Annotated in this window: 22 protein-coding genes and 4 pseudogenes; 15 read left to right on the forward strand and 11 right to left on the reverse strand. The window is 57.8% G+C overall.

The window, feature by feature from the left end:
• The 3 genes and pseudogenes from ASE71_RS36815 to ASE71_RS06605 all read left to right on the forward strand — a co-directional run.
• A pseudogene (locus ASE71_RS36815) lies at positions 1 to 241 on the forward strand (hypothetical protein); the annotation flags it as partial.
• Between the two features lie 225 nt (positions 242 to 466).
• On the forward strand, positions 467 to 1,360 hold the full coding sequence (locus tag ASE71_RS06600) for a Ku protein (protein WP_060520205.1): 894 nt from the start codon (positions 467 to 469) through the stop codon (positions 1,358 to 1,360).
• A gap of 14 nt (positions 1,361 to 1,374) precedes the next feature.
• The gene (locus ASE71_RS06605) at positions 1,375 to 2,187 is read left to right on the forward strand and encodes a Ku protein (protein ID WP_034804412.1); all 813 of its coding nucleotides are present in this window, start codon (positions 1,375 to 1,377) and stop codon (positions 2,185 to 2,187) included.
• Positions 2,188 to 2,233: 46 nt separating this feature from the next.
• On the opposite strand, the gene ASE71_RS06610 is transcribed toward ASE71_RS06605, so the two are convergent.
• Complete coding sequence (locus ASE71_RS06610) at positions 2,234 to 2,791, reverse strand: DUF4334 domain-containing protein (RefSeq protein WP_060520206.1); 558 nt, start codon at positions 2,789 to 2,791, stop codon at positions 2,234 to 2,236.
• 487 nt (positions 2,792 to 3,278) lie between these two features.
• A complete protein-coding gene (locus ASE71_RS06615) occupies positions 3,279 to 4,172 on the reverse strand; it encodes an SDR family oxidoreductase (RefSeq protein ID WP_034800441.1) in 894 nt (297 codons plus the stop codon).
• A gap of 147 nt (positions 4,173 to 4,319) precedes the next feature.
• Here ASE71_RS06615 and ASE71_RS06620 point away from each other — a divergent pair, with 147 nt between their 5' ends.
• Positions 4,320 to 4,790, forward strand: a complete 471-nt coding sequence (locus tag ASE71_RS06620) for an NUDIX hydrolase (RefSeq protein ID WP_060520207.1) — start codon at positions 4,320 to 4,322, stop codon at positions 4,788 to 4,790.
• A 594-nt stretch (positions 4,791 to 5,384) separates the two neighbouring features.
• On the opposite strand, the gene ASE71_RS06630 is transcribed toward ASE71_RS06620, so the two are convergent.
• Positions 5,385 to 5,612, reverse strand: coding sequence for a hypothetical protein (locus ASE71_RS06630; protein WP_034800447.1), 228 nt, complete (start codon positions 5,610 to 5,612; stop codon positions 5,385 to 5,387).
• Positions 5,613 to 5,844: 232 nt separating this feature from the next.
• Between ASE71_RS06630 and ASE71_RS06635 the strand changes: the two genes are divergently transcribed.
• The 3 genes from ASE71_RS06635 (at position 5,845) to ASE71_RS06645 (ending at position 9,462) form a co-directional block, all read left to right on the forward strand.
• On the forward strand, positions 5,845 to 7,152 hold the full coding sequence (locus ASE71_RS06635; RefSeq protein ID WP_060520208.1) for a hypothetical protein: 1,308 nt from the start codon (positions 5,845 to 5,847) through the stop codon (positions 7,150 to 7,152).
• On the forward strand, positions 7,139 to 7,918 hold the full coding sequence (locus ASE71_RS06640) for an ATP-dependent Clp protease proteolytic subunit (RefSeq protein WP_029742847.1): 780 nt from the start codon (positions 7,139 to 7,141) through the stop codon (positions 7,916 to 7,918). Before ASE71_RS06635 ends, ASE71_RS06640 begins: the two co-directional genes overlap by 14 nt.
• A gap of 449 nt (positions 7,919 to 8,367) precedes the next feature.
• Positions 8,368 to 9,462: an alpha/beta hydrolase family esterase gene (locus tag ASE71_RS06645; RefSeq protein ID WP_060520209.1), complete on the forward strand. Its 1,095-nt coding sequence runs from the start codon at positions 8,368 to 8,370 to the stop codon at positions 9,460 to 9,462.
• Positions 9,463 to 9,709: 247 nt separating this feature from the next.
• On the opposite strand, the gene ASE71_RS06650 is transcribed toward ASE71_RS06645, so the two are convergent.
• Complete coding sequence (locus ASE71_RS06650; protein WP_134888037.1) at positions 9,710 to 10,477, reverse strand: hypothetical protein; 768 nt, start codon at positions 10,475 to 10,477, stop codon at positions 9,710 to 9,712.
• A 541-nt stretch (positions 10,478 to 11,018) separates the two neighbouring features.
• Complete coding sequence (locus tag ASE71_RS06655; RefSeq protein ID WP_244497357.1) at positions 11,019 to 11,543, reverse strand: response regulator; 525 nt, start codon at positions 11,541 to 11,543, stop codon at positions 11,019 to 11,021.
• A gap of 284 nt (positions 11,544 to 11,827) precedes the next feature.
• Here ASE71_RS06655 and ASE71_RS06660 point away from each other — a divergent pair, with 284 nt between their 5' ends.
• Both ASE71_RS06660 and ASE71_RS06665 read left to right on the forward strand, forming a co-directional pair.
• Positions 11,828 to 12,082 carry a type II toxin-antitoxin system HicA family toxin gene (locus tag ASE71_RS06660; protein WP_034800515.1) on the forward strand — a complete coding sequence of 85 codons (255 nt, stop codon included), beginning with the start codon at positions 11,828 to 11,830 and terminating at the stop codon, positions 12,080 to 12,082.
• The gene (locus tag ASE71_RS06665) at positions 12,079 to 12,435 is read left to right on the forward strand and encodes a type II toxin-antitoxin system HicB family antitoxin (protein WP_060520211.1); all 357 of its coding nucleotides are present in this window, start codon (positions 12,079 to 12,081) and stop codon (positions 12,433 to 12,435) included. Before ASE71_RS06660 ends, ASE71_RS06665 begins: the two co-directional genes overlap by 4 nt.
• 246 nt (positions 12,436 to 12,681) lie before the next feature.
• On the opposite strand, the gene ASE71_RS06670 is transcribed toward ASE71_RS06665, so the two are convergent.
• Positions 12,682 to 13,335 (reverse strand): hypothetical protein, encoded by a 654-nt coding sequence (locus ASE71_RS06670; protein ID WP_034800457.1) that lies wholly within the window; start codon positions 13,333 to 13,335, stop codon positions 12,682 to 12,684.
• A gap of 241 nt (positions 13,336 to 13,576) precedes the next feature.
• Between ASE71_RS06670 and ASE71_RS36820 the strand changes: the two are divergent.
• Positions 13,577 to 13,693: pseudogene (locus ASE71_RS36820) on the forward strand (C factor); the annotation flags it as partial.
• A gap of 109 nt (positions 13,694 to 13,802) precedes the next feature.
• Here ASE71_RS36820 and purU read toward each other — a convergent pair.
• Both purU and ASE71_RS06675 read right to left on the reverse strand, forming a co-directional pair.
• A pseudogene (purU, locus tag ASE71_RS34955) lies at positions 13,803 to 13,955 on the reverse strand (formyltetrahydrofolate deformylase); the annotation flags it as partial.
• 149 nt (positions 13,956 to 14,104) lie between these two features.
• A complete protein-coding gene (locus tag ASE71_RS06675; RefSeq protein WP_034800461.1) occupies positions 14,105 to 14,347 on the reverse strand; it encodes a hypothetical protein in 243 nt (80 codons plus the stop codon).
• A 432-nt stretch (positions 14,348 to 14,779) separates the two neighbouring features.
• On the opposite strand from ASE71_RS06675, the gene ASE71_RS06680 reads away from it, so the two are divergent.
• Positions 14,780 to 15,316 (forward strand): YidB family protein, encoded by a 537-nt coding sequence (locus ASE71_RS06680; protein WP_060520266.1) that lies wholly within the window; start codon positions 14,780 to 14,782, stop codon positions 15,314 to 15,316.
• A gap of 227 nt (positions 15,317 to 15,543) precedes the next feature.
• On the opposite strand, the gene ASE71_RS06685 is transcribed toward ASE71_RS06680, so the two are convergent.
• Together ASE71_RS06685 and ASE71_RS34960 are read right to left on the reverse strand one after the other, a co-directional pair.
• Entirely contained in the window at positions 15,544 to 16,560 is a 1,017-nt protein-coding gene (locus tag ASE71_RS06685; protein ID WP_244496884.1) for an adenylate/guanylate cyclase domain-containing protein, read from the reverse strand.
• Positions 16,561 to 16,720: 160 nt separating this feature from the next.
• Positions 16,721 to 17,023, reverse strand: coding sequence for a DUF982 domain-containing protein (locus tag ASE71_RS34960; protein WP_082571683.1), 303 nt, complete (start codon positions 17,021 to 17,023; stop codon positions 16,721 to 16,723).
• Positions 17,024 to 17,927: 904 nt separating this feature from the next.
• On the opposite strand from ASE71_RS34960, the gene ASE71_RS06690 reads away from it, so the two are divergent.
• Entirely contained in the window at positions 17,928 to 18,131 is a 204-nt protein-coding gene (locus ASE71_RS06690) for a CsbD family protein (RefSeq protein WP_029742764.1), read from the forward strand.
• 70 nt (positions 18,132 to 18,201) lie between these two features.
• Here ASE71_RS06690 and ASE71_RS37350 read toward each other — a convergent pair.
• Positions 18,202 to 18,632, reverse strand: a pseudogene (locus ASE71_RS37350) (sulfate ABC transporter ATP-binding protein); the annotation flags it as partial.
• 1,186 nt (positions 18,633 to 19,818) lie between these two features.
• Here ASE71_RS37350 and ASE71_RS06695 point away from each other — a divergent pair.
• From ASE71_RS06695 to ASE71_RS37485, 3 genes are read left to right on the forward strand one after another with little or no spacing between them, the layout of a single operon-like run.
• Complete coding sequence (locus ASE71_RS06695; RefSeq protein ID WP_060520212.1) at positions 19,819 to 20,001, forward strand: hypothetical protein; 183 nt, start codon at positions 19,819 to 19,821, stop codon at positions 19,999 to 20,001.
• 26 nt (positions 20,002 to 20,027) lie between these two features.
• A complete protein-coding gene (locus tag ASE71_RS36830) occupies positions 20,028 to 20,216 on the forward strand; it encodes a hypothetical protein (protein ID WP_060520213.1) in 189 nt (62 codons plus the stop codon).
• Between the two features lie 54 nt (positions 20,217 to 20,270).
• Positions 20,271 to 20,654, forward strand: coding sequence for a hypothetical protein (locus ASE71_RS37485; RefSeq protein ID WP_320410585.1), 384 nt, complete (start codon positions 20,271 to 20,273; stop codon positions 20,652 to 20,654).
• Positions 20,655 to 21,106 lie beyond the last annotated feature (452 nt).

A 21,106-nucleotide genomic window follows, 5' to 3' on the forward strand; every position in this document is an offset into this window, starting at 1 on the left:
GGAACATGCCCATGTCTATGCGGAAGGCGTACGGCGCGGTGGCACGGTCGTCACGGCACGGGTCGACGACGCGCTCCAGGCGGATGCCGAAGCGATCCTGCGCCGAGGTACCTGGGTGGATCCTGTCCAACGCCGCGCCGCCTACACGGAACAGGGCTGGACACGCTTTGACGAGACGCTCGATCCCTACACCGCCGACGAAGTCGAGAAGGAACGTCAACGTCTCGAGAGCATGCGCTAGTTTGAACCAAGGCGGCCATGATGCGTTCAGATCACCTGAACCGTAAACTGGCCTTCGCACGTTCCTGATGATTGGCAGGCTCTCTCGTCCCGGCGCCCAACTCAGGCGCAACAACGGCACCTGACAAAAGCGCTTAGACGTTTCGTAGAGTTTGACGAAATTGACCGTGGAACGATTTGCATACCGACAGGTTGCGTCCTCCCGGGTGTCGAAAGGAATGGAGCCATGGTTGCCCCGCGAGCGAACTGGAAAGGCTACATCAAGTTCGGAGAGGTCACCTGTCCAGTGGCACTTTACACCGCCGCGTCCTCGTCCGGACGCATCAGCTTCCATAGGCTCAATCGAAAAACAGGCAACCGGGTAAAGCGCGAGTTCGTTGACAGCGAGTCGGGAGAGCCCGTTCAGGCCGACGATCAGGTAAAAGGCTATGAAATCGAGGGTGGACGATACGTCGTCCTGGAACCTGAAGAAGTCGCAGCGGTGGTTCCGGAAAGCGACAAGACCCTGAAGATCGAGGCCTTCATTCCCTGCTCGCAGATCGACACAACCTATTTCGACAAACCCTACTATCTTGCACCCGACAAGATGGGCGGGGAGGCTTTCGGACTGCTCCGTGATGGGATGGCTAAGGCCAAGGTCGCCGCGATCGCCAAGACCGTGCTTTTTCGCCGGCTACGAACCGTACTTGTCCGCGCACACGGCAAGGGGCTGGTGGCGGCAACCCTCAACTTTGACTATGAAGTGCGATCTTCGAAAGAGGCGTTCCAGGAGCTTCCCGACCTCAAGATAGAGGGCGAGATGCTGGAACTTGCAGAGCACATTATCCGCACAAAGAAAGGCAGTTTTGACCCCGGCGACTTTGACGATCGGTACGAGGCGGCTGTTGCCGAGCTGGTCAAAGCCAAAATCGAGGGGCGTGCACTGCCGAAGAAAAAGTTGCCCGTAGCATCCAAGCCCGGCGATCTGCTCAAGGCGCTCCGCGAGAGCGCAGGCATCAATGCGAGCAAGTCGAAGTCCAAGCGTCAAGCGGCCAACGCAAACAAGGGCGCTCGTCGGCAAAAGGAGTCGAGCTCGTCTCCCAAGTCGAAACAGGCGGCAACGTCGCGTCGCACCGGCTAACGGGAGATTGAGCCATGGCTGTCCGCCCGTACTGGAAAGGCTATTTGAAACTCTCGCTGGTGACGTGCCCGGTTGAGATGATGCCCGCCACGTCCGATAGCGAAAAGGTTCGCTTCCACACGCTTAATCGCGAGACCGAGAACCGTGTCGTCAGTCACTTCGTCGATGCGGTAACCGGGGAAGAGGTCAAGGAAGACGATGAGGTCATGGGTTACCAGCGCGGGGAAAAGGAGTACGTCGTGATCGAGGACGAGGAGCTTGAGACCGTCGCACTCGAAAGCACCAGGACCATTGATATCTCGACGTTCACCCCGCGCGACAGCCTCGAGTGGATATGGCTCGATACGCCTTACTACCTTTCTCCGAGCGAACCGGTCGGCCAGGAGGCCTTTTCTGTTATCCGAGATGCGATGGAAGCCCAGAAAATGGTCGGTATTTCACGACTGGTCATATCGCGTCGGGAACGAGCCGTCATGCTCGAGCCGCGTGGCAAGGGGATCGTGCTCTGGACATTGCGCTACGGCGACGAAGTTCGTGGCGAAGAAACGTACTTCACCACCGCGAGCGACGCCAAGGCGGACCCCGAGATGATGCCGCTTGTGCAGCGATTGATAAAGAAGCTGACGAAGGATTGGAGCCCCAGCATGGTGGAGGACCCCGTGCAGGAACGCCTGGTCGACATCATCGCTGCCAAGAAGAAGGCGATAAAGAAACCGTCCAGGGCCAAGTCCAAATCGTCAACCACACCATCGCCACCCAGCAACGTCGTCAACATCATGGACGCCTTGAAAAAGTCGGTCGCAGCGGAGCGTCGTCCCCGGAAATGAACCATCCGCGACCCTTAGACCTTGACGACGGCACGGCTGGCTCTCGTCAGCCCACGGGCAGGTTCTGCACCAGCGCGGTGGGATCGATGACCCTCTCAAGTTCAAAGACATAAAACCGATCGTCATCTCGCATGGCCATCAGTCCCATCAAGCTGTCGTCATTGATCCGTCGAAAATGGTCGACCATTGGCTGGTCGTCATAGATCATGGCCGCGCTTGCGACGCCTTCAAAGACAACGGTTTTGATCGAGGCGACGGGACCCTTTGCCTGAAGGCACGGTTGAAGACGGGCAAAAAGCACGGCGGCAAGGGCCGTTCTTCCAAACGCATGAAAGCGAAGTGCGAGGGGAAGCGGAACCCACTTCGGATCGATGGCTCGCAGTTTTCGCCCACCGACGTGAAAAAGAAGGGCATCGGCCCGCAGATCCGGATTGAACCGTTTGCCGAACCAGCCGAGGTTCTCTAAGACGCCATCGAAGGGATGACCAGTTGGAACTCCCCGACCTTGCCAGAGGCCGGCAAGCTCGCCCGGTTCCAGCGGCGGAAGCCGCAGAAACTGTTCCAGCGCCCGTTGCTGATCATTTACCGCATTGTCTCTCCTCACCTCTACGCCTCCCGGCTTCTCGTTTCAATCGGCCCCCGCGACGCGCCTGCCGCAAATCTTCCAATGTCGGAAACCATCAGCCCCGATTGAGTTCAGAGGTCGGCGACGTTTTTTCGGGCCAGGTCCTTACCAGTTCATCGAGTGAACCCGCGGCCAGGTAGCCCAGACAATTCCATCGCACCCATGGAGGGAAATAGAGATTACGGACCGTTCTGATATCCGCTAGTTCGCCGTCAGACCCGGTTACGCGCGCTCGTAGGACGATCTCCCATCGAGGAGTATCGGATAGCGCCTGCACTTTTTCCATGCCCTTGGCCTTTCCATCCTGCTCCCCCAGTTTTTCCTCTCGACGTGCCTTCCTTGTCTCCGGTTTGCTTCGCTCGGCTTGCGCTTCTGCCCAGCGCCGACGAAGTTCTAACCGCGAACGTCGCTCGGCGGTTCGGCCCTGATTTTGGTAGGGCAACGGCCGCGCCGAAATCATACGGCATCAATCAACGCCTTTTCCGCCGGTCGCACCGTAAACTTCACCATTGACGAAACTTGCCTCCTGCGAGGCGAGGAAGACGTAAATTGGGGCCAGCTCAACCGGCTGGCCGGGCCGACCGAAATCGCTGTCCTTCCCGAAGTTCTTCACTTTCTCGTCAGGCTGGCCGCCGCTTGGCTGCAAGACCGTCCAGAACGGACCCGGTGCCACGACGTTGGCCCGGACACCCTTCTCGATGAGTTGTTTTGCGAGTGCCTTGGTGTAGGCGACGATCCCAGCTTTGGTCGTGGCGTAGTCGAGGAGAATTGGCGATGGCTGATATGCCTGGATGGACGCGGTTGTGATGACGGACGCGCCTGGGGGCAAGTGCGGCTCGGCGGCCTGAGCAATCCAGTGCAAGGCGTAGAGGTTGGTCTTCAGCGTGGCGTCAAAGTCCTCGGACGTTACAAGCGAGACGTTCTTGCGAAACTGTTGTCGGGCCGCGTTGATCACCAGGATATCTATGCCACCAAGCTCGGACAGTGCCCGCGACACCAACGCGCGGCACCAGTCTTCATCCTTCACATCACCCGGCAAGGCGAGCGCCTTGCGGCCCTCGGCCTCGATCAACTCGATAACCTCTTTCGCGTCCGGTTCTTCCTCCGGCAGGAACGATATGGCGACGTCGGCACCCTCCCGTGCAAACGCAATCGCAGCGGCTCGTCCGATGCCAGAATCGCCTCCGGTGATAAGGGCTTTGCGCCCTTTCAGCCGACCTGCCCCTTTGTAGGTTTTCTCGCCGTGATCGGGCTTTGGATGCATCCTACCAACAATACCGGGCATGGATTGTGGTTGAGGGTCAAACGGCGGCGAGGGGTACTGTGTTCGGGGGTCTTGCATCATCAGACGATCGGTCATTGGTAAATCCTCATGTGGCGATTATCGGTAAACTCGTCGATTGGTTTCGGGTTCCCGTCCAGCAATTCGGAGGAACCAAACGACAGGCTCCACTGTTCATTTGACGTCCTCTTCAACCTCTTTTCGCGCCGAGGGAGAAAACGTTCCATGCAATTGCTGCACAGGGTCCTTGCCGACGTGCAGTTGATGCTTCGTCGTCCGCCGAGGTTGCAGTGTGCGGCCTTGTGCTACCGTGTCCGCACAGGGCATCCGCTCGAAATACTTCTCATCACCAGCCGGGATATCGGTCGCTGGGTCATCCCAAAGGGGTGGCCCATGAAAGGAAAACGTGCTCATGAGGTCGCGGCAAGGGAGGCGTTCGAAGAGGCCGGTGTAAAAGGGAGCTGTGAGAGGGCTCCAATTGGCCACTACCTCTACAGGAAGAAGTTAGACAGTGGGCTGAAAGTTTCTTGCACGGTCCGCGTTTTTGCGATGAAAGTTGCTGGCCTGCGCGGGAACTTTCCGGAGAAGGGCGAGCGCAAACTTGTCTGGTTCGAATATCGAGAGGCCGCCCGTCGCGTCGCTGAGAGATCCCTACGCGACCAGATTTTACGCTTCGGCAGTGCGACTTTGCCTTGAAGACGCAAACTGCGACGATTCCATTCTCGTACATTTTTGAAGGTTGTATCGTCGTCTGTCGATATCTTGGCGAGCGCTGGCGGACCGACCGTCGCGGGAGGGGTGGGTAGCGAGCTCGACTGCCATTGCGTGGGCCAAAGGAGAGGGCGGAAAAATCCGGATGTTCTCCATCTCCATAGCGGTCGGCTTGACGCGGCCTGCGACCGCTTATCGCTCGGACCTCAAGTCGACGCCCGAGGCCGCGCGATGGCGCTCGATCTCCCTCTTCGCCAGACCGCCCGGCTTGTCTTTCCAACACCGTGATCAGCGCTCGCAGCGCGTGTTTGTCCAGCTTCTCGATACCGACATACTCGTTTCGCCTTGGAGGTCTGAATGCTCATGAAGTTAGGCCTGCATAGCTATGCTGTCGCGATCTTGAGAGTTCTCCAGGACGAACACCATCAACGTGTCGCTTAAAGCAAAAAGCGTCCGGTAAGCCCAGGCAATAACGAGGACAACAGCGGCGATCACACCGGGTGAAAGGTAAACTGCTGGCCTCATCACTTCTCAGGCAGAACGTGAATCCTGTCGATCGCCGAGAACCGACTGTTCCCCTTACCCTTGCGAAGCCAAGCTCGTTCTGATTCCGGCCTCAGTAAACCGCGTCAGCTGCATTTGAGTTGCGTCTTCAGTATAAAGGACATGAACCGCCAAACCGCTTTCGGTGCGCCTTTGAGCCTCCTCATAGGCCTCTTCGAAGCCAACCGGAACCGCGTCTGTTGGCGCGGAGGGATCGTCCTGGGTCAACACATAGAACGTGGAGTTTCGAATATCTGGGGTCATCGGCGCTCTCCTTCTCGCACACCACCAACTGCCGGAGGACGCGATAGTTCCTAGGCGATTTACGTGCGTGCGCTTCTGCTTGGTGCCGTTGAACTTTATCCGCGACCGGCGCGCTTTGGTTCATCCCAATCAATTGGAACGGCTGTCCGGGACGCGGTGTTAAACCGGCCTTTATTCCGCCCGCTTCTTGATCCTCTTTTAAGGAATACTTTCCTTCTACGGAGACTGGCCCATGGCGACCGGCGCATCCCAGCGATTGTACGACGGGGTCGCTGCCGTCGAAACGATGACGCGGTTTGCCATTGCCGTCCTAGCCCTTGCCTCCGGCGTGTACACTTATCTCGGCGTGCGCAGCATCCTGGACGGTTCGCCAACGGCGATCTTCTTCGCAGCGATTATCTACTCGGCCTCCGTCTCGGTCGGCATCTACGCTTTCTGGTCCTATATGGCGCGCTTCTTTCCGCATATCACGACCCATACGGGCCGCGCCGCCATGCTCGGTGTGATGGCCATCGGCGCGGTCATGATCATGGCCATGTCAAGCTGGCTAAATGCTGCTGCACTAGCAGGTTCTGCGGCACTTGAGCAGCACCTGGCCGAGACGGTCGAAGACTATACCGCCGACCTCGACCAGGCGCACCAGAACGCACTTGCTGCCCAGAGTCTTCTGCCCGATATCCAGCGCGCCTCCGAGCGCTTTGCTCAGCTGGCGCTGTCGGAACGGCAATCGGGCGCTCTGACCGGTACGACCGGTTCAGGAAGCGTCGTTCAGTTGCTGTCGCAGATGTCAGCGCAGATGAAAGATCTAGAGAACGGCATCAACGCCTCGCGCGAACAGGTAACGACGTTGTTCGAACAAGGACAAAAGCGGCTTGAGACCATGCGTACGCTGGTATCGGCGCCCGGCGCCATTGAACCGCGTGCCGATCAGTTCTCCTCCGAAGTCGTGGCGCTCACCGGGGTCATAGCCTCGCTCGGACAGACTTCAATTGCCCCTTCGATCCGTCGCGCGGCCGATGATCTTTCACTCGGCTTTATTGCACCTGTCGCCGACGGTGGCGATGCCGACCTAGTTGACCGCCAGGACAGGGTAATGGCGACAGTGCGCGCTTCAGTAGCGGCCCAGTCGAAGGTTCTGTCCGACGCCGCTGACGAGATCCTTGCGCGCGCACCGGTAAAGGAGCGAAGGTTCGTTCCACTATCGTCCGCCGAAGCAGTTTTGCGCTACGCTTCGGACTTTATTCCAGCATGGGCTGGCGCCATCTCCATCGATCTCCTGCCCGGTGTACTCGTGTTCATTCTTGCAGTCGTGCACGGCGCGATCCGAAAACAGGAAGAGAGGATGCCATTTGCCGAACGCATCACGGCAGCCGAACTCGTGCAGGCAATAGAATTGAAGCGTGCGCTGGCGGCAAGCGGCTCGGATCTGATGGAGGTTGCCGCCGAGCTTGAAGCGCAGAAAACTACGGAAGAGGCAAACAACATCACAAACCTCGACCCGAGAATACGTCCCAAGGATCGCCCACATGAGGATCGATGAACCGATCAAGGCCTTGAAGCGCCTCGACGATGGCACCGCGATGCGAGGCGTGTTCTATCTATTGCTGTCGGTGACGGCGATTTTTCTCATTATCGACGTTCGCAACATGGAAACCAGCCCCAAGCTGTCAACCCCCGACCCAGCCTACCAAATCCCTTTCCTGCCGCCTGCAGGAACCAAGGGGGATCCGAGCGATGCTGCGCAAAGCCCATCGAGCCCGGCCGAAGTGCTGAACAAGCCGATGACATTGGAACTTGGCCCCGGCGGCGTCCTGCTTGTCGAAGGTACCTTCGATCCAGGCGCGTCTTTGCGCTTTGCCAGAGAGATCGAAGTTCGCGGCGAGTATGTAAGAACCGTCGCGCTCAACTCCCCAGGCGGCTCAGTGGACGACGCGCTGGCAATTTCCAAGCTGATACGCGAAAAATCGTTGACGACGAAAGTTGTGTCGAGAGCACTCTGCGCATCCTCGTGTCCAATCGTGCTTGCAGGTGGCGTTGAACGCCTCGCGGAAAAAGACGCGGTGGTTGGAGTGCACCAGCTATTTAACGTCAGCAACGTCATACCTGCCGCAGACGAGGTCATGTCGACCACACAATCCGCCACCGCACGTGTCGCCCGCCATCTCGAGGCGATGGGCATTGCGGCTGAACTCTGGTTCAACGCTTTGGAAACGCCTGCGGATCGCCTTTATTATTTGACGGCGAAGGAAATGGCTGATTTTCGACTGACGACTACGCCCGCTTCGAGTTCCAGGAAGAGAAGTTAGGTCTCTACCGAGGATCAGCTCTACGCTAGGGCATGGACAATGGCGGGCCTCTTTGGTTGGGAATGATGGAGCGCAGGAGGGCGCAGCGATATCCAATCATTCAGGTTACGAAAGAACGGCGGCCAATCGAGGGATTAAACGCGATCGGACACAGGAGGACTTAATACCGATCTTAAAGGCGGGCGTAGAGATCAGCGCGGGGTCGCGCCTCTTGACGCCCATTTCCTGGAAGCCGCCTCATAACGTTTCTGGGATCGTGTGCCGCAGCTTTGGCTGTCGAAGCAACCGCTGGCGCGATTGATGGATTTGCGTTCGCCTGGCGAAATCTCGCGCCTTCCATTGAAACGCTGCGTCGCAGCATTATATTGTGCACTGCAGCAATGATTACCGAGTGCTGCATGAGGCCGCTATGATAGCCATCCTGGCCGTTACGGCCTGGAGGTTTCGTTATGCGCTCCTTGTCTAACACCCTCGCTTTGCTCAAGCAGTTCCGCACCCATCCGGTCGACCCTTCTCGGGAGAGCCACTTGTCGGAATTCGAGGCCTTTGGACCGAACCCTGGCCAGCTTGAGGCAAAAGTTCATGTCCCATCGACAGTTATTCCACGACCGGCGCTCGTCGTCGTCTTGCACGGCTGTACCCAGACGGCGTCGTCATACGACACAGGCTCGGGATGGAGCAGATTGGCCGACGACTATGGCTTTGTCGTCCTCTTCCCGCAGCAGACCCGCAGCAATAACGCCAATCTTTGCTTCAACTGGTTCCAGCCGAACGATATGCCGCGCGGCGATGGTGAAGCGCTTTCAATCCGCCAGATGGTCGAGACCGCCGAAGCACGTTATGACATCGATACCTCGCGAGTTTACATAACCGGGCTTTCGGCAGGTGGAGCGATGGCCAATGTGATGCTGGCGACCTATCCCGAAGTCTTTGCCGGCGGCGCAATCATAGCCGGTCTCCCCTATGGCACGGCACACACGATACCCCAAGCGTTCGACCGCATGCGCGCGCAAGGCATTCCCGACACTAACACGCTTCAAAAGCTGCTTCGGTCCGCTTCCAAAACAACGGGCCCATGGCCGGCGATATCGGTCTGGCAGGGAACGCAGGACATGACCGTCAACTCGGCTAACGCAGATGCGATTGTCGACCAGTGGCTGGGCGTTGTTGAAACCCGAGGATCGCCCCGGGTAGACCAACCGACGTCGCGGCTTGAACGCCGGGTCTGGGTCAATGCCAACGGGGAGGAACGCCTTCAGCTTTACCGCGTCAAGGGTATGGGCCACGGCACACCGATCGATGCGAAAAGTGGGTACGGTCGGGCAGGGCCCTACATGCTTGACGTCGGCATTTCGTCGACCGAGGAAATTGCCAAATCGTTCGGGGTTGCGGCGCCATCCTTGAGACAGGTGAACCCGGGCGTCGCCACTGACGTCGCTATCCCCAAGGCTCGGAGCAACGATAATCCGAGTCCCAAGGGACCGGCGGACGGCATTCGGCGGACGATCGAAGACGCGCTACGTGCAGCGGGTCTGATGAGATAACACCGCGCACACTTCCTTCGTGGCCACCCGCCCTTTTGATCTGACGACTCGCCGCGTGGAGATGCCTCAAACGGCGAGTGACGCCGGCGCAGCGAACATCCAATTTACAAGGTCGCCCACCCTGATGGGCCGTACTCTCAGCCCTCACGCTATGCGGTGGGTCCAGACGATTTCTTGAAAAGCGGCCACATCGAGCGGCGAGGGCGCGCACATCTAAACGCGCACATCTAGATATGTCGCGCTGCCGTCACTCCATACCGCATACCCCGCGACTGAGCCGATACGGACGGTTGCACTCCCAGCCGTTTCCGGAACGATCCAGATGTGCGTTTTCAGGAAGATTGATCTGTGAACAGACCGATCCCTTTGCTTCAAATCCGCGGTCACATTTCCATTTCTGGCCATAGGAGTTGTCCGCAAAGGTTGCATTTTCGGGAACCTTTACAGCAACACAGGCCTGATCTTTCATTTCAAATCCACGGTCGCACAACCATTCATTGCCGCTGGTGGTCAGGTAGGCATGGTCAGGAACGATCAGTGCGACGCATTTGCTAGCGATGACCTGATACCCCCGTTCACAGATCCAGCCCTCGCCATAGCTCGAATCCGTCAGATACGCCTTGTCCGGCACCTCGATGAGGTCGCATTCAGTATCGCGCTGACGATATCCGTGCATGCACTTCCAGCGGTCACCAGAATAAGAGTCGAGAAAAGCATTGGCGGGCAGCCGAACCGCAAGGCACTGGCCGTCCTTTTCGGCAAACCCGTAATCGCATTCCCAGCCGTTGCCATAGGAAGCGTATGTCAGGAAAGCATTGTCGGGAGCCGTCACAGCAACGCAGGAATCGGCCTCTTGTCGGAATCCACGATTGCACTCCCATCCCGATCCGTAGCGTTTTGCTTCGGAATTTGCTGGCACCGACCCTTGACCATATGCCCCAGGGATCAAGAGCAGAGTTGCGGATAGAAGAACGCTCGCCTGTATAGCCAACGCTAGGAAGAACGGTTGAAGCATGTCCTTATGTCTCCAAATGGGCGGTTGAGTGGTCACAGAAGTGTGAAGCCATTGCGGCCGGCGCTTACCTGCGCCCATCGGTTCGTCCCAACCAATGCCAGATTGTCGTGGCAGGGAACATACTGCGCATAGCGCTGTGCAGTTCGCAGCCTCAAATGTCTAGGACCGACCGGAATTTGCTGGATCGCAAGGCGAAAATGTCTGTTCGGTGTAGGACATGGCGCCCCCTTGATTGGGGCCAGGGTATCAAACCCTCATACAGCAGCGCCCGTGACATCTGCTACTGGAGACTGGACACTGCGCCTTTGTCATTCGAATAGCAACCGCTCTTTACCCTTATTTGGTTTGCCTGCCGAACGCCCCTAGCAATCATGATTTCCCATGTTTCCATGCTTTGATCGAGCACGAACCGGGTCGTCCCCAGGCGGTCGGTGGTCTTCCGTCGCGAGAAGGGTTGTTACGTCGCGACGGCGGCACGTCAGAGGCCGCACACCTTGCCGGCTAGTCGGCGCTGACTGTCGGCATGAGTTGCGCCGGCGTCTCAATCTTTTGCAAGCATTTCTCGAACTATTCGCGCCAGATCGTCCATGGAAAACGGCTTGGTCATCATGTCCATGCCCGGTCCGAGAAAGTCCGCGCGTGAGGATGCTGTTGCTGCATAGCCCGTTAAGAACAGAACACGGAGGCCCGGCCTCCTTGCCAGAGCCACTTCGGCCAAGTGCCGCCCGTTGATCCCTGGTAAGCCGACATCGGAAACCACGGCATCGATGCGCTGCGCGCTTTCGATTATCGGCAGCGCATGTTCTCCGTCTTCGGCTTCGAGCGTCCTGTATCTAAGTTCCTTCAGAACGTCGACGATCAGCAGCCTCACGGCGCTGTCGTCTTCCACAACGAGCACGACCTCACCTTCACCCATCAGACTCCCGTGTTGGGACGGAGCCGAGCCGATGCTTGCTTTGTCGGCGCCGGACCCATCCGGGAGAAAGAGCGTGACTGTCGTACCCGTTCCCAGCTGGCTCGTTATTCGTGCGTGGCCGCCCGTCGACCAGTGCGACTTAAGTGCCATTCGGAATTGGCCGGCCCGCTCAAAGCTATTGTCGGCGTTGGGCCGAAAGTTAACCAACGAACCTCTGTCCTTGAAGAGAATCGAACCCGCAGCTGGATCTTTCCGGGCGTGCGACTTGCAAATGGCTATGCCAAAAGTCACGAGCGCACGGATTTTCGCAGCATCACGGGTGCACTGAAATCGGACCCATCGAGCGATTCGCACCCAGGGCTCTAAACACACGGATCGTATTTGCATGAGAAATAATGCTTGCAGAATTAGCAAGCATCGCTATATTTGCTAGCATGAACAGCAAGCAGAAAAAGACTCTCGTGGCGGTTTTCAAAGATCCGATCTCGGGAACCATCGAGTGGGCCACTATAGAAAACCTGCTTGTCGCTGCCGGCGCGAACGTCATCGAAGGAAACGGCTCGCGCGTTAAGTTCGAAAAGGACGGCATAATCGCGAGCTTCCATCGTCCTCATCCCGACAAGGAGGCAAAACGTTATCAAGTTCGCGATGCTCGCGAATTCCTGACGCAAATTGGAGTAGAACCATGAACACCATGACTTACAACGGTTATCACGCTCGCATAGAATTCGACGCGGAGGACGAGCTGTTCTTCGGTAAGATTGCTGGCATTTCTGACGTAGTCGGGTTTCACGGGGACAGCGTTGCTGAACTGAAGAAGGCGTTCCATGAGGCTGTCGATGATTACCTTGAGACCTGCAAGAGCATCGGCAAAGAGCCTCAAAGACCCTATTCCGGCAAGATGATGTTTCGAGTTGCTCCCGAAGTGCATCGCCGAGCTGCTCTGGCTGCCGAACTGTCGGGGAAGAGTCTCAATCAGTGGGCCGAGGAGGCATTAGAAGAAGCCGCGGCGCACTTCGCAAAGGACCGCCTTTCGGCATAGGCCATTCGCTTCCCCGCAAGGTCGGCCGGCAGGGCTCTCGTCCGGGTCGAGGTCAACGTTCGTCACCAACACTAGAATGAACTTGGGCGTAAGGAACCCTCAATTCATCCGAGGTCGGACGAAACTCGCGACGGGGCGATGATCCGAAGGTGCAGTTCAGTCGCTATACACCTTTAGGTGGCACAGAGCCTTTGCAATGATCGCTTGCGGAGAAAGCCTGTCCAAGCAGGCCCATGGCAGTTGTTGCTACCTCAGTAGAAAATCCATGTTCGCAACGGGCCGACTCTGTCTGCGCAAGCCGGCTGCCGGGCTGCGGCGATTGTCGCCAGCTAAAACCTGAACCGCCTGCGTCGGGGTCATGATTACGGCGTTGGCAAATTCGAGTTTCTTCGGAAGGCGCGCAAAGCCTTCGTTGGTGGTCACGAACACATGGCGCCCGCCATTTTCATGTGCCCAGAACGCCTGAGCAGCGCCCAGGCAATTGCGCCAATGCCAAGCAGCGGCGCTGGACAGATCCTTTTTGTCCAAGCCGTAGCTCACCGCGTAGTCCGACCATCGTGCTGGCGTCGTCGGAAAAAGGGTTCTGAAGATAAGTCGCTCGCGCTCAATCGCCGCTTCATCACTCATAATAGAGAAACCATGGAATGAAAGACCGTGTCGCCCGATCGGCCGCAAGAGGCTGATGTGACCAAGTCCGAGCGCGCTCATTCGGCTTTCAAAGTCTGCAAATCGTTTTAGATGTGCGCCACCGGGCTGACGTTCATATGCGCTCGAAGCCAAAATGGCGATATCCGCCTCTCCACGCCTTGCGGCTTCAATCAACGTGCGAATGTCGCCGTGGGCCGATCTCTTCTCATCGATGTTGATGAGACAGTTGTTTTCGAGCGTAAAACTCCGCATCACTTCACCATGTTGCTCTAGTCATTCAATGCTCGCCATTTGCGAACCAATCCCACAATTATAAGTCTGGTTCTTAAAGCGATGCGCGCTTCGTGGACATTCGGCTTGGCAGTAAAGAACAAACGAACAAGCGATCGCTCAAAGGTAACAAGGACACAAATCGCCATGGCGGTCAGTTCCCAACGGAACATTAGGCGACGACAATCGCAAAAATCATGAACTCTCTCCGCTCAGCGGGGAGCTGCTCGCACGGGTCGGCTCGATCGGCGACAATCGCCTGAGAGGCTGGATCTCCTACCAAGCCTCGAAGGCTGCCTTAAACCACATCGTGCGCACCGCTTCAGGCGAGATGAGCCGCAAAGCGGCGGCGGTCAGCCGCGTCATCGATCGGCTGTCGAAGAACTCGAATTCCATGCCAAAACGGTCCGCAATCGGCTTAAACTCATCCTTCAGCATTTCTAGCGCCCGCCCCCTTCGGAGCGGAAACTGACACGCATGAAGAAGTGACCGGTATCAGCGTCGTCGAACTGTGCGCTGTCGGTGATGTTGCATTCCTCTTCCGCCAGGAAGGAGGAGATAGCGGCGACGATGCCGCGGGTGGATGCGCAGCGCACGCGCATGGCAAACTCGACATTGGTGTTCCTCTTTGTGGATCAGGATGCGGCTGGTGCCAAGCTGCGCCTGAACGATGCCGGGACAAATCTTGAGACCGACACCGCACACCGGCTTCGCTGCTCCAAGCCCATTTTTGATCACACAGGCAACCCGGCTAATCGGTTGGATAAATGGTCCGCGATAAGTCACCCTCTGCGGGTGGGGAAATTGCTTCGTCCTCATCCAGAAGGCTCAGCCTGGCGATCGCGGTGTCCGATATGCTCGTCAGAAATTCAGCCTGGGTCCAACCCAAAAGGCAAGCTTCCTCGACAAGGACCTGGATTGCATAGTGCACCGTCTGCTCGAGTTCGACCTTGCGCTCAAGCGTCCCAGGGGGCTGATTTGGACGTTCAATCATGGCTTTTCTTTCGTTTGGAGATTAAGGTACTGGCGCGGCAGCAGATCGGGCCCGGCGGGTAAGATCAAAACACCGTGCTCAGACTATCGTTCCCCTCTTTCGAATGAAGACTGGCGTTAACATCATGAGCCTCAATTTTGAGGCCGTCCCCAGTCCACTTTCGCTCGTCAGTAAAGTTGATTGCCATCGGGGCATGGAACATCAGCTGAACGGAACAAGAGATGCCGGGTGGAGTTTAACCGTCTACCGACGATGCTTCTGACCCAAAGGAAAAGCCATGACCAACCCAGCCTCGGTCCGCGCCATTGGCGATCCATCCGCCACAAATTCGACGATGAGCAGGCCACCGACCTCGCGTTAACAGCGATCGCGACCTCCGTCGTAAATCCGCAGATGCCTGAACGGGCATATATCACAGAAGAGGAGAAGCACATGGTAAGCACTGCACTTAAAGCCCTGCTAAGTGTCCTTGCGGTGGCAGGATACCAGAACAGGGAGAAGATCGGGGAGCTTCTGAAAGGTCTGACCCAGAACCGACAAGACCAAGGGCCAACCGGTCAGCAGGAGGCCGGAGGAGGTTTGGGTGACCTGCTTGGCGGTCTGACTGGAGGCTCTGGTGGCCTCGGGGGCTTGCTCGGCGGTTCATCGACCGGCGGCGTGTTGAGGGGTGGTCTCGGCGATCTCCTCAAACAGTTCGAGCACAACGGACACGGGGAGACCGCAAAATCCTGGGTGCAGACCGGTCCAAACAGCGAGATTGATGATAGGCAGTTATCGGAAGCGCTCGGGCCGGAAGTCCTGGAGGATCTTTCCGCGCGGACGGGTCTTTCTCCTGAGGAGATTTTGAGCCGCCTCAGCCGAGATCTGCCAAAGGCGGTTGACGATCTGACCCCCAACGGCGTCCTGCCTCAAGAGGACGACCCTTTCGAAGGGCAGATCACTCCTCCACCCAAGACCCAAATCATATAGTCGAAGAGGCCGCCGCAAGGCGGCCGCTTCACCGCCAGATTTGGAAGGCAAGCCTTTGGCGTTTCTCAGGGGGCGTTGCACAGGAATCAGACGCGCTACCCTAGCGGCACCTCCACAATCACGTTGCATACTTGGCTCGACCCGGAACATCGCACCCGTTCCGGACGCTGTCGGCGCTCTCATCTGCTTTTCAAGCCATTTGGTCGTGACGAGGATCGTTGCGTGTTTTATTTGGCGTGAATGTCTGCCAACAAGATCTTGGCGAGTTCGACGAACTGACCCGTTGGATACTTTGATAAATACGCTTCAATCATCTCGGCGTTACCGGTGTCCCGCACCGTTTCCCAGAATGAAACCTCGATTCTTGGCTCGCCCGCCCCAGACCCACCTTGAGCAACGCGCGCGGCTGCGAGTTCGGCGAACTCGCCCGCAGGGTATCGCTTCAGATATAGGAGATATTCGGCCGGGTCATCGCTCTCCTGAACCGCCTCCCAAAAAGCCACCTCAACCCGGCGCGCTTCATCTTGGTCTTGGTCTTCCGGCAGGGTCTGATCGACCGAAGAGGATCGCTCCGGGTGTTGGACGGACGTTAGCTCTGCACTGGGGCTTGGTTCGGACTGCGGGTCAAACAGAACACGGAACACCCGGAGCGGGCGCGAAATGTTCTTGACCTGATGCTCACCCAAATCCTCAAAGGTGGTGTCGACGCGATCGCGCAGATGATCTCGTACTCCTCGCGTCACACAGATGCCGCCGGCATCGGCCAGGCCTTCAAGCCGAGCGGCGATGTTGACCCCATCCCCGAAGATATCGCCGTCTTTCACCAGAACATCGCCGACGTTGATCCCGATGCGGAAGTACATCTTGTGTTTGTCGGCAAGCGGCCGGTTGGCACGCCACATGGCCTGCTGGATGGCGATCGCACAGTTGAAGGCATGCACAATCGATGGGAATTCCGCCAACACGCTGTCCCCCGCGGTCCCGAAGATCTCTCCATGAGCACTTTCAATAAGGCCGTCGATGATAGTACGATGCGATGTCAAGGTCGCCAGGGTCTGCTCTTCGTCGGCATTCATCAACCGCGAGTAACCTTCGATATCGGCAGCCAGGATCGCTGCAAGCTTTCTTTCAAGTGGTGGCGCCTCCATGTGAACGATCCGATCCAACGCGTTCTTTTCGATGTGCAGTCGATCATCAACCGATGAGCACGCGGCTTTGTTCCTTTCGTAAACGTTTGATCTCATCCGCGGGCGTATCACCCAAAGGCCGAATTTTGCTCGACCTAAATCTGCCTCGAGGTGGAGTGCCGCGAGGGTTCGAACACGGTACGTTCCACTCCGCTTCCCCTCGCACCAAGGCATCGGCCAGAGGGTGAAAGGCTTCAAAGTTGACGTCCTACAAGCCTCAGCGCAGGACTCCTGCTTCACGGGCAGCTTCTTCAAAGGCCAATCGGGCCATGTAACCAGGCAAGTGACCATTCATGGCTTCGAGACAGGTGGTCAAAGCAGCCTGATATGCCGGACCGGATCTGGATCCAGACCAACTGTTTCGCAAAACCGCTACCGCTTCACTGGCTGATCCAACCAACACCTCGTGATCCGCATTGGGCAGGCTTATCACAACGCTTTCGTTCCAGGGCGCCGGTTGTTTTGCTTTCTCTAGATCGCGTCCGTAGCGTTCCTCGCGTTCCCACCGATCCTCTGCCATGGCGTTCTCCTTCTCGAACACCTTCAAACCGGAAAAACAGGAATGTGTTCCCAGTTCGAGCAACGAGGTTGGGCACGGATCCGCCCCCCTTTTATCGCCGGTCTGCCTTCTTCCCGTTGTCGATGGGTGCCCCCGCAAGGCCCCTTACGAATGAGTTTCTTGCCATGGGCGCCTGTTCGGAAATTGTTGATGGGGCGTGAAGCTAGGCCCCCGCACTTTCACGCGGCGTCTTCCAACGCGTCAGGACGTTGTCACCCCCGACCTCGGTAAGGCATTCCAACATCATGAGGGATCCTTGGCGCACAAAACCGAAACCAACATCGCAGACTGTTCGCAGAAGCTCAAGCACCGGGAAGAGGAACAGGTCGGGATCGGCGTCTAGACATGGTGTCGGTACCGGTTTCGCTGGAATCGTCGGCCGGCAGACAATGGAGCGAGGCTCCGCCGGTAACATCACTGACTTACTGCTTCGGAGGGAACCTCCACGTTTCGCGCGATCGACCAGAGATTAGCCCGACGATCTGCAGTCTAATCGGGTCGCGGTCTCTCCCATCTGGTCGAGCTTCGTCGTGTAACCCTGCTCCTCGGCCTCGCCAATCCCATAGCTCAGGTGGCCCACCGCGCTGATGTCGCAGCCTGCTTCTATCCCCCGAGTGACGAATGCCGGGATTTCGCCGGCGTCCAGTTGGCGCCGCGTATCTTTAGCACTGCTTTGCTCTCCGCTGAGGCCATAAAGCTACGGGCGCGGGATCGTCGACGGGCAAACTCTTCCCGTGGCGGGATCGGCTGGATCGCCTGTGGAGTCGTCGCACCGTTGTCCCCGGAACCATCGCCGCAGGCAGATTTGAACAAATGCGTAGCCAAGGCGTTTAGCTGCTATCCACAATTCACAGGAGGAAATGACATGGATTGGGACCGTGTTGAAGGTAACTGGAAGCAATTCAAGGGACAGATCAAGGAACAGTGGGGCAAATTGACCGACGACGACTTGGACCAAATCGCTGGCAAACGCGATCAGCTCGAAGGCAAGATTCAGGAACGGTATGGCCTCGAAAAAGATCGGGCACGACAAGACGTGGATGACTGGTTCGGCCGGCAAACCTGGTAATCTTCAGAGCGCCCCGCCCCAGGCGGAGCATCTGTTGTTCCCTAAGCGGCCCGGCGGCTACGGCGCGTCGGGCCGCTAAACCGGGCGGCAGTTCGAGCTCCACAACTGAAGCGGATTTCTCCAACCTCACCTCAAGATGCCGAGTGCCTGCCACGCGCCGGCTTCCGTGATTGACCCCACAAGACCGTGTTCGGAGCCCATGACGAGTTGTATAACGTGGGCCGAAAGTAGAGGGCCGCCTGACCATCGTGCTCAGTTGTCGGTAGGCCCGTAGATCGGCCCTCAAGCCAGATCTCGCGGCCGGAAACGCTGACGCTTAGGCAGTTCGACTGGCCAATGAACCCATAAACGAACTGAGACGGGTGATCGTAGATCTCGTCCGGCGTGCCCCGTCTGCTCGATTGAGCCGTTGTTCAGCACGACAATACGGTCGGCTAGCTCAAGCGCCTCCCCCTGGTCGTGCGTGACAAAAATAGTCGTGTATCCAGTTCGATCGTGGATGTACGCGACGAGGGTGCACTGTTCGACAGTGCCATGTGGCTGGAGCACACCGACGCGGTGCGGACGCATAGGGAACTTTTCGGATCGATGGCCGTTTGTGATTTGCCGATGATCCCCGACGCCGGATCATCGACCGGGCTCCGACGCGAAGGCGTGCGGAACCTGCCAGGTACACGCTCGCTTGGCCCCGTTATCGACGTTCGGGGCCATTTTTTTGTGTTCGCTCCCTGCCGACAGGAACCTGTTCAGCCCCGTGCGTTTTTTCGCTTGTCTTGATGCCAAGTGTCCCCCGAAGTAGCCCCTCGCCTCGTCGCGCCCGACGGGGCCACTTCTTTATGAATGGATCGACAGGGGATTCCCGGACCTGCGATGGCTTTGGCCCACTAGGTGCCCGACGGACGAGCCGCACGCGCCAGCGCGCCGCCTGGTCATTTCTTACGGTGTAATGGAACCGATACGAAGTCTCGACGTTTCTGGCTTCGTGAGACCCTGAGCCCCCGATCAGGGTTCACAATCCGCCCGGAAGTGAAGTACTCTCTCTCGATAAGTGCCTCTGGCCTCGTCCCGACGGGGCCATTTCTTTTATGATCCCTAGTCGCCGCGGCCATTCCCACGACGGGGCCCGCGCAGCTGGTTGGAGGTCGCCGATGAGGATTATCGTGGGTGGACGAAGGCGCCCGATTTAGCGGCGATTGCATTGAGCAGGATCGGCGCGGCGCCGTGGGAGTGGACCCCGTTCCAACACAGCCTGTTGGCTCTGTCGACGGAAGGGGCCTTTTCCTTTTTAGTCGCTTCCTGCGTGCGTCCATTAAAAAAGACAGCCCCATCGCTGGGGCCGCGAGGTAAAACATCTGACGCTTCTGTTGAACGGTCCGCAGGCAAACCGCGCTCGATAGGCCCCATCTGCGGAGTTGAGGTTGAAGGTGGGGCCCAGAGGCGCTTTCGATCACCAAGCGGCGGTCGAGCAACACGTTAGAACTTAGGAAAGCGCCAACGGTTCCACCATGGGACTTCAGTCCCATAACCCCGGCGCAATGGTCCTAATCCCGTGGAGAACTGACCCTGATACGCTATTTCTAACCTCAGCCTATGGCGAACTATTCGGCATAGGCGGACAACGACACCAGGGCAGCCTGCCCGTCCCTTCGGTTCGCTCTGGTGTCGTTGCCGACCGGAGGAATGGACTATGTACGAACAATACCGCTACGGCGGGCCACCGAAAAAATTCTCGACAGGGTTTCTTATCGGCGTGATGCTCTTGGCGATGCTCGTCATCGGCGGATACCTCGTCGTGAACAGCGCGCTATCGCACGAACCTCAACAATCCGTCGCCATCGTCCTTCCGACACCTTTGGCATCCCCGAAGTAGTTTTCGACTGAAACAGGAAAACAGCCATGAGACTGATGCACTTAGGGCGAACCCGCCTTGAAATGCTCTGCCACGATATCGCCCTCAGCGACGCCAAGCCAGAGAGCGCTGCCTACTCGATCTCTTCGAGGCTTACGCGATCGTCTCCTCAACGCGAGCTTCTGCGGGAATACCCGGCCCGTAAAGAGCAGATTGCCGAACGCCAACAGATCTAGGCCGACAAGGCAGAGTCGTCGCCTACTCACGCTAACCGATGAGCTACTATTTCCATGAGCATGGCCAAGCGCAAGCGTTATCCCAGTATCCCCGACAACGGCGGAGACAGTTTTGCGCCTGATAGCGAAGTGGGTCGCAGTAGGGCTTCACGGCCTCAATGGAGGAGCGGCTCGACTGAAAACAATCGACGTCAGATGGACCCCGGTGAAATCCCGGCCTTCGTCGACGACGTCATCGAGGCAGGCTGCGACATCTGCGCCGTGGGGCATGACAGCTACGTGATTAGCGAAATTGAGGAGCAGACTGCAACTAAGGAAAAGCTTGACCGAATAGTAGAGAAGTACGGCAATCGCGACGCCCTGAGGTGGGAGATCGTCGCCTACCTTTGGTCGATTGGCCGGTTCCTTGAGCTTGCGTCCGAAATCACCCGTCACTAGTTTCGCAAACCCCCGCGGGCAGACACAGTGCCGAGGCTACGGGTAGAATAAAAGCCTCTGCCGGGATCGGCAGAGGCCAAAGCACGCTGGTGCAAGCGGCTCGTCTGAACGGATGGAGCACGCTTCAAAAGCTACAGATGGAGGGCGGGGCGACAATTCACCCGAATGGAAGTGCATGCTCCGCCGACATGGAAAGTTTCTTCTTGAGCTACCATTGGGAGAGCGCCATATGGGAACGGTTTAGGCTACACGCCTCTGGGTCTTGATCGCCTTGGAAGTTGGCTGGTCGCCCTTAGCCCTGGCGCCATAATTTCATATGTCCTCAACTGCCCGCCCTCGACCTCCCTCCAGAATCCCCTTCATCACGTGCCCGAATAGCCCGAATAGCCCGAATAGCCCGAATTGGGTATTTCCCCGGTGGAACCAGGCAAGCCCTGCCGACGTTTTCTGGA

The organism is Ensifer sp. Root954 (genome assembly GCF_001429005.1).
GTDB lineage: Bacteria > Pseudomonadota > Alphaproteobacteria > Rhizobiales > Rhizobiaceae > Ensifer > Ensifer adhaerens.

Bases quoted from the DNA above. Each gene is read 5' to 3' on its own strand.
- ASE71_RS06665 (WP_060520211.1), top strand. From the start codon at position 12,079: ATGAACACCATGACTTACAACGGTTATCACGCTCGCATAGAATTCGAC.
- ASE71_RS36830 (WP_060520213.1), top strand. From the start codon at position 20,028: ATGAGACTGATGCACTTAGGGCGAACCCGCCTTGAAATGCTCTGCCAC.
- ASE71_RS06645 (WP_060520209.1), top strand. From the start codon at position 8,368: ATGCGCTCCTTGTCTAACACCCTCGCTTTGCTCAAGCAGTTCCGCACC.
- ASE71_RS06670 (WP_034800457.1), bottom strand. From the start codon at position 13,335: ATGCGGAGTTTTACGCTCGAAAACAACTGTCTCATCAACATCGATGAG.
- ASE71_RS06630 (WP_034800447.1), bottom strand. From the start codon at position 5,612: ATGACCCCAGATATTCGAAACTCCACGTTCTATGTGTTGACCCAGGAC.
- ASE71_RS06690 (WP_029742764.1), top strand. From the start codon at position 17,928: ATGGATTGGGACCGTGTTGAAGGTAACTGGAAGCAATTCAAGGGACAG.
- ASE71_RS06655 (WP_244497357.1), bottom strand. From the start codon at position 11,543: ATGGCACTTAAGTCGCACTGGTCGACGGGCGGCCACGCACGAATAACG.
- ASE71_RS06680 (WP_060520266.1), top strand. From the start codon at position 14,780: ATGGTAAGCACTGCACTTAAAGCCCTGCTAAGTGTCCTTGCGGTGGCA.
- ASE71_RS34960 (WP_082571683.1), bottom strand. From the start codon at position 17,023: ATGGCAGAGGATCGGTGGGAACGCGAGGAACGCTACGGACGCGATCTA.
- ASE71_RS06660 (WP_034800515.1), top strand. From the start codon at position 11,828: ATGAACAGCAAGCAGAAAAAGACTCTCGTGGCGGTTTTCAAAGATCCG.
- ASE71_RS06675 (WP_034800461.1), bottom strand. From the start codon at position 14,347: ATGATTGAACGTCCAAATCAGCCCCCTGGGACGCTTGAGCGCAAGGTC.
- ASE71_RS06615 (WP_034800441.1), bottom strand. From the start codon at position 4,172: ATGACCGATCGTCTGATGATGCAAGACCCCCGAACACAGTACCCCTCG.
- ASE71_RS06685 (WP_244496884.1), bottom strand. From the start codon at position 16,560: ATGAGATCAAACGTTTACGAAAGGAACAAAGCCGCGTGCTCATCGGTT.
- ASE71_RS06635 (WP_060520208.1), top strand. From the start codon at position 5,845: ATGGCGACCGGCGCATCCCAGCGATTGTACGACGGGGTCGCTGCCGTC.
- ASE71_RS06640 (WP_029742847.1), top strand. From the start codon at position 7,139: ATGAGGATCGATGAACCGATCAAGGCCTTGAAGCGCCTCGACGATGGC.
- ASE71_RS06605 (WP_034804412.1), top strand. From the start codon at position 1,375: ATGGCTGTCCGCCCGTACTGGAAAGGCTATTTGAAACTCTCGCTGGTG.
- ASE71_RS06600 (WP_060520205.1), top strand. From the start codon at position 467: ATGGTTGCCCCGCGAGCGAACTGGAAAGGCTACATCAAGTTCGGAGAG.
- ASE71_RS06695 (WP_060520212.1), top strand. From the start codon at position 19,819: ATGTACGAACAATACCGCTACGGCGGGCCACCGAAAAAATTCTCGACA.
- ASE71_RS06650 (WP_134888037.1), bottom strand. From the start codon at position 10,477: ATGCTTCAACCGTTCTTCCTAGCGTTGGCTATACAGGCGAGCGTTCTT.
- ASE71_RS37485 (WP_320410585.1), top strand. From the start codon at position 20,271: ATGAGCATGGCCAAGCGCAAGCGTTATCCCAGTATCCCCGACAACGGC.
- ASE71_RS06620 (WP_060520207.1), top strand. From the start codon at position 4,320: ATGCAATTGCTGCACAGGGTCCTTGCCGACGTGCAGTTGATGCTTCGT.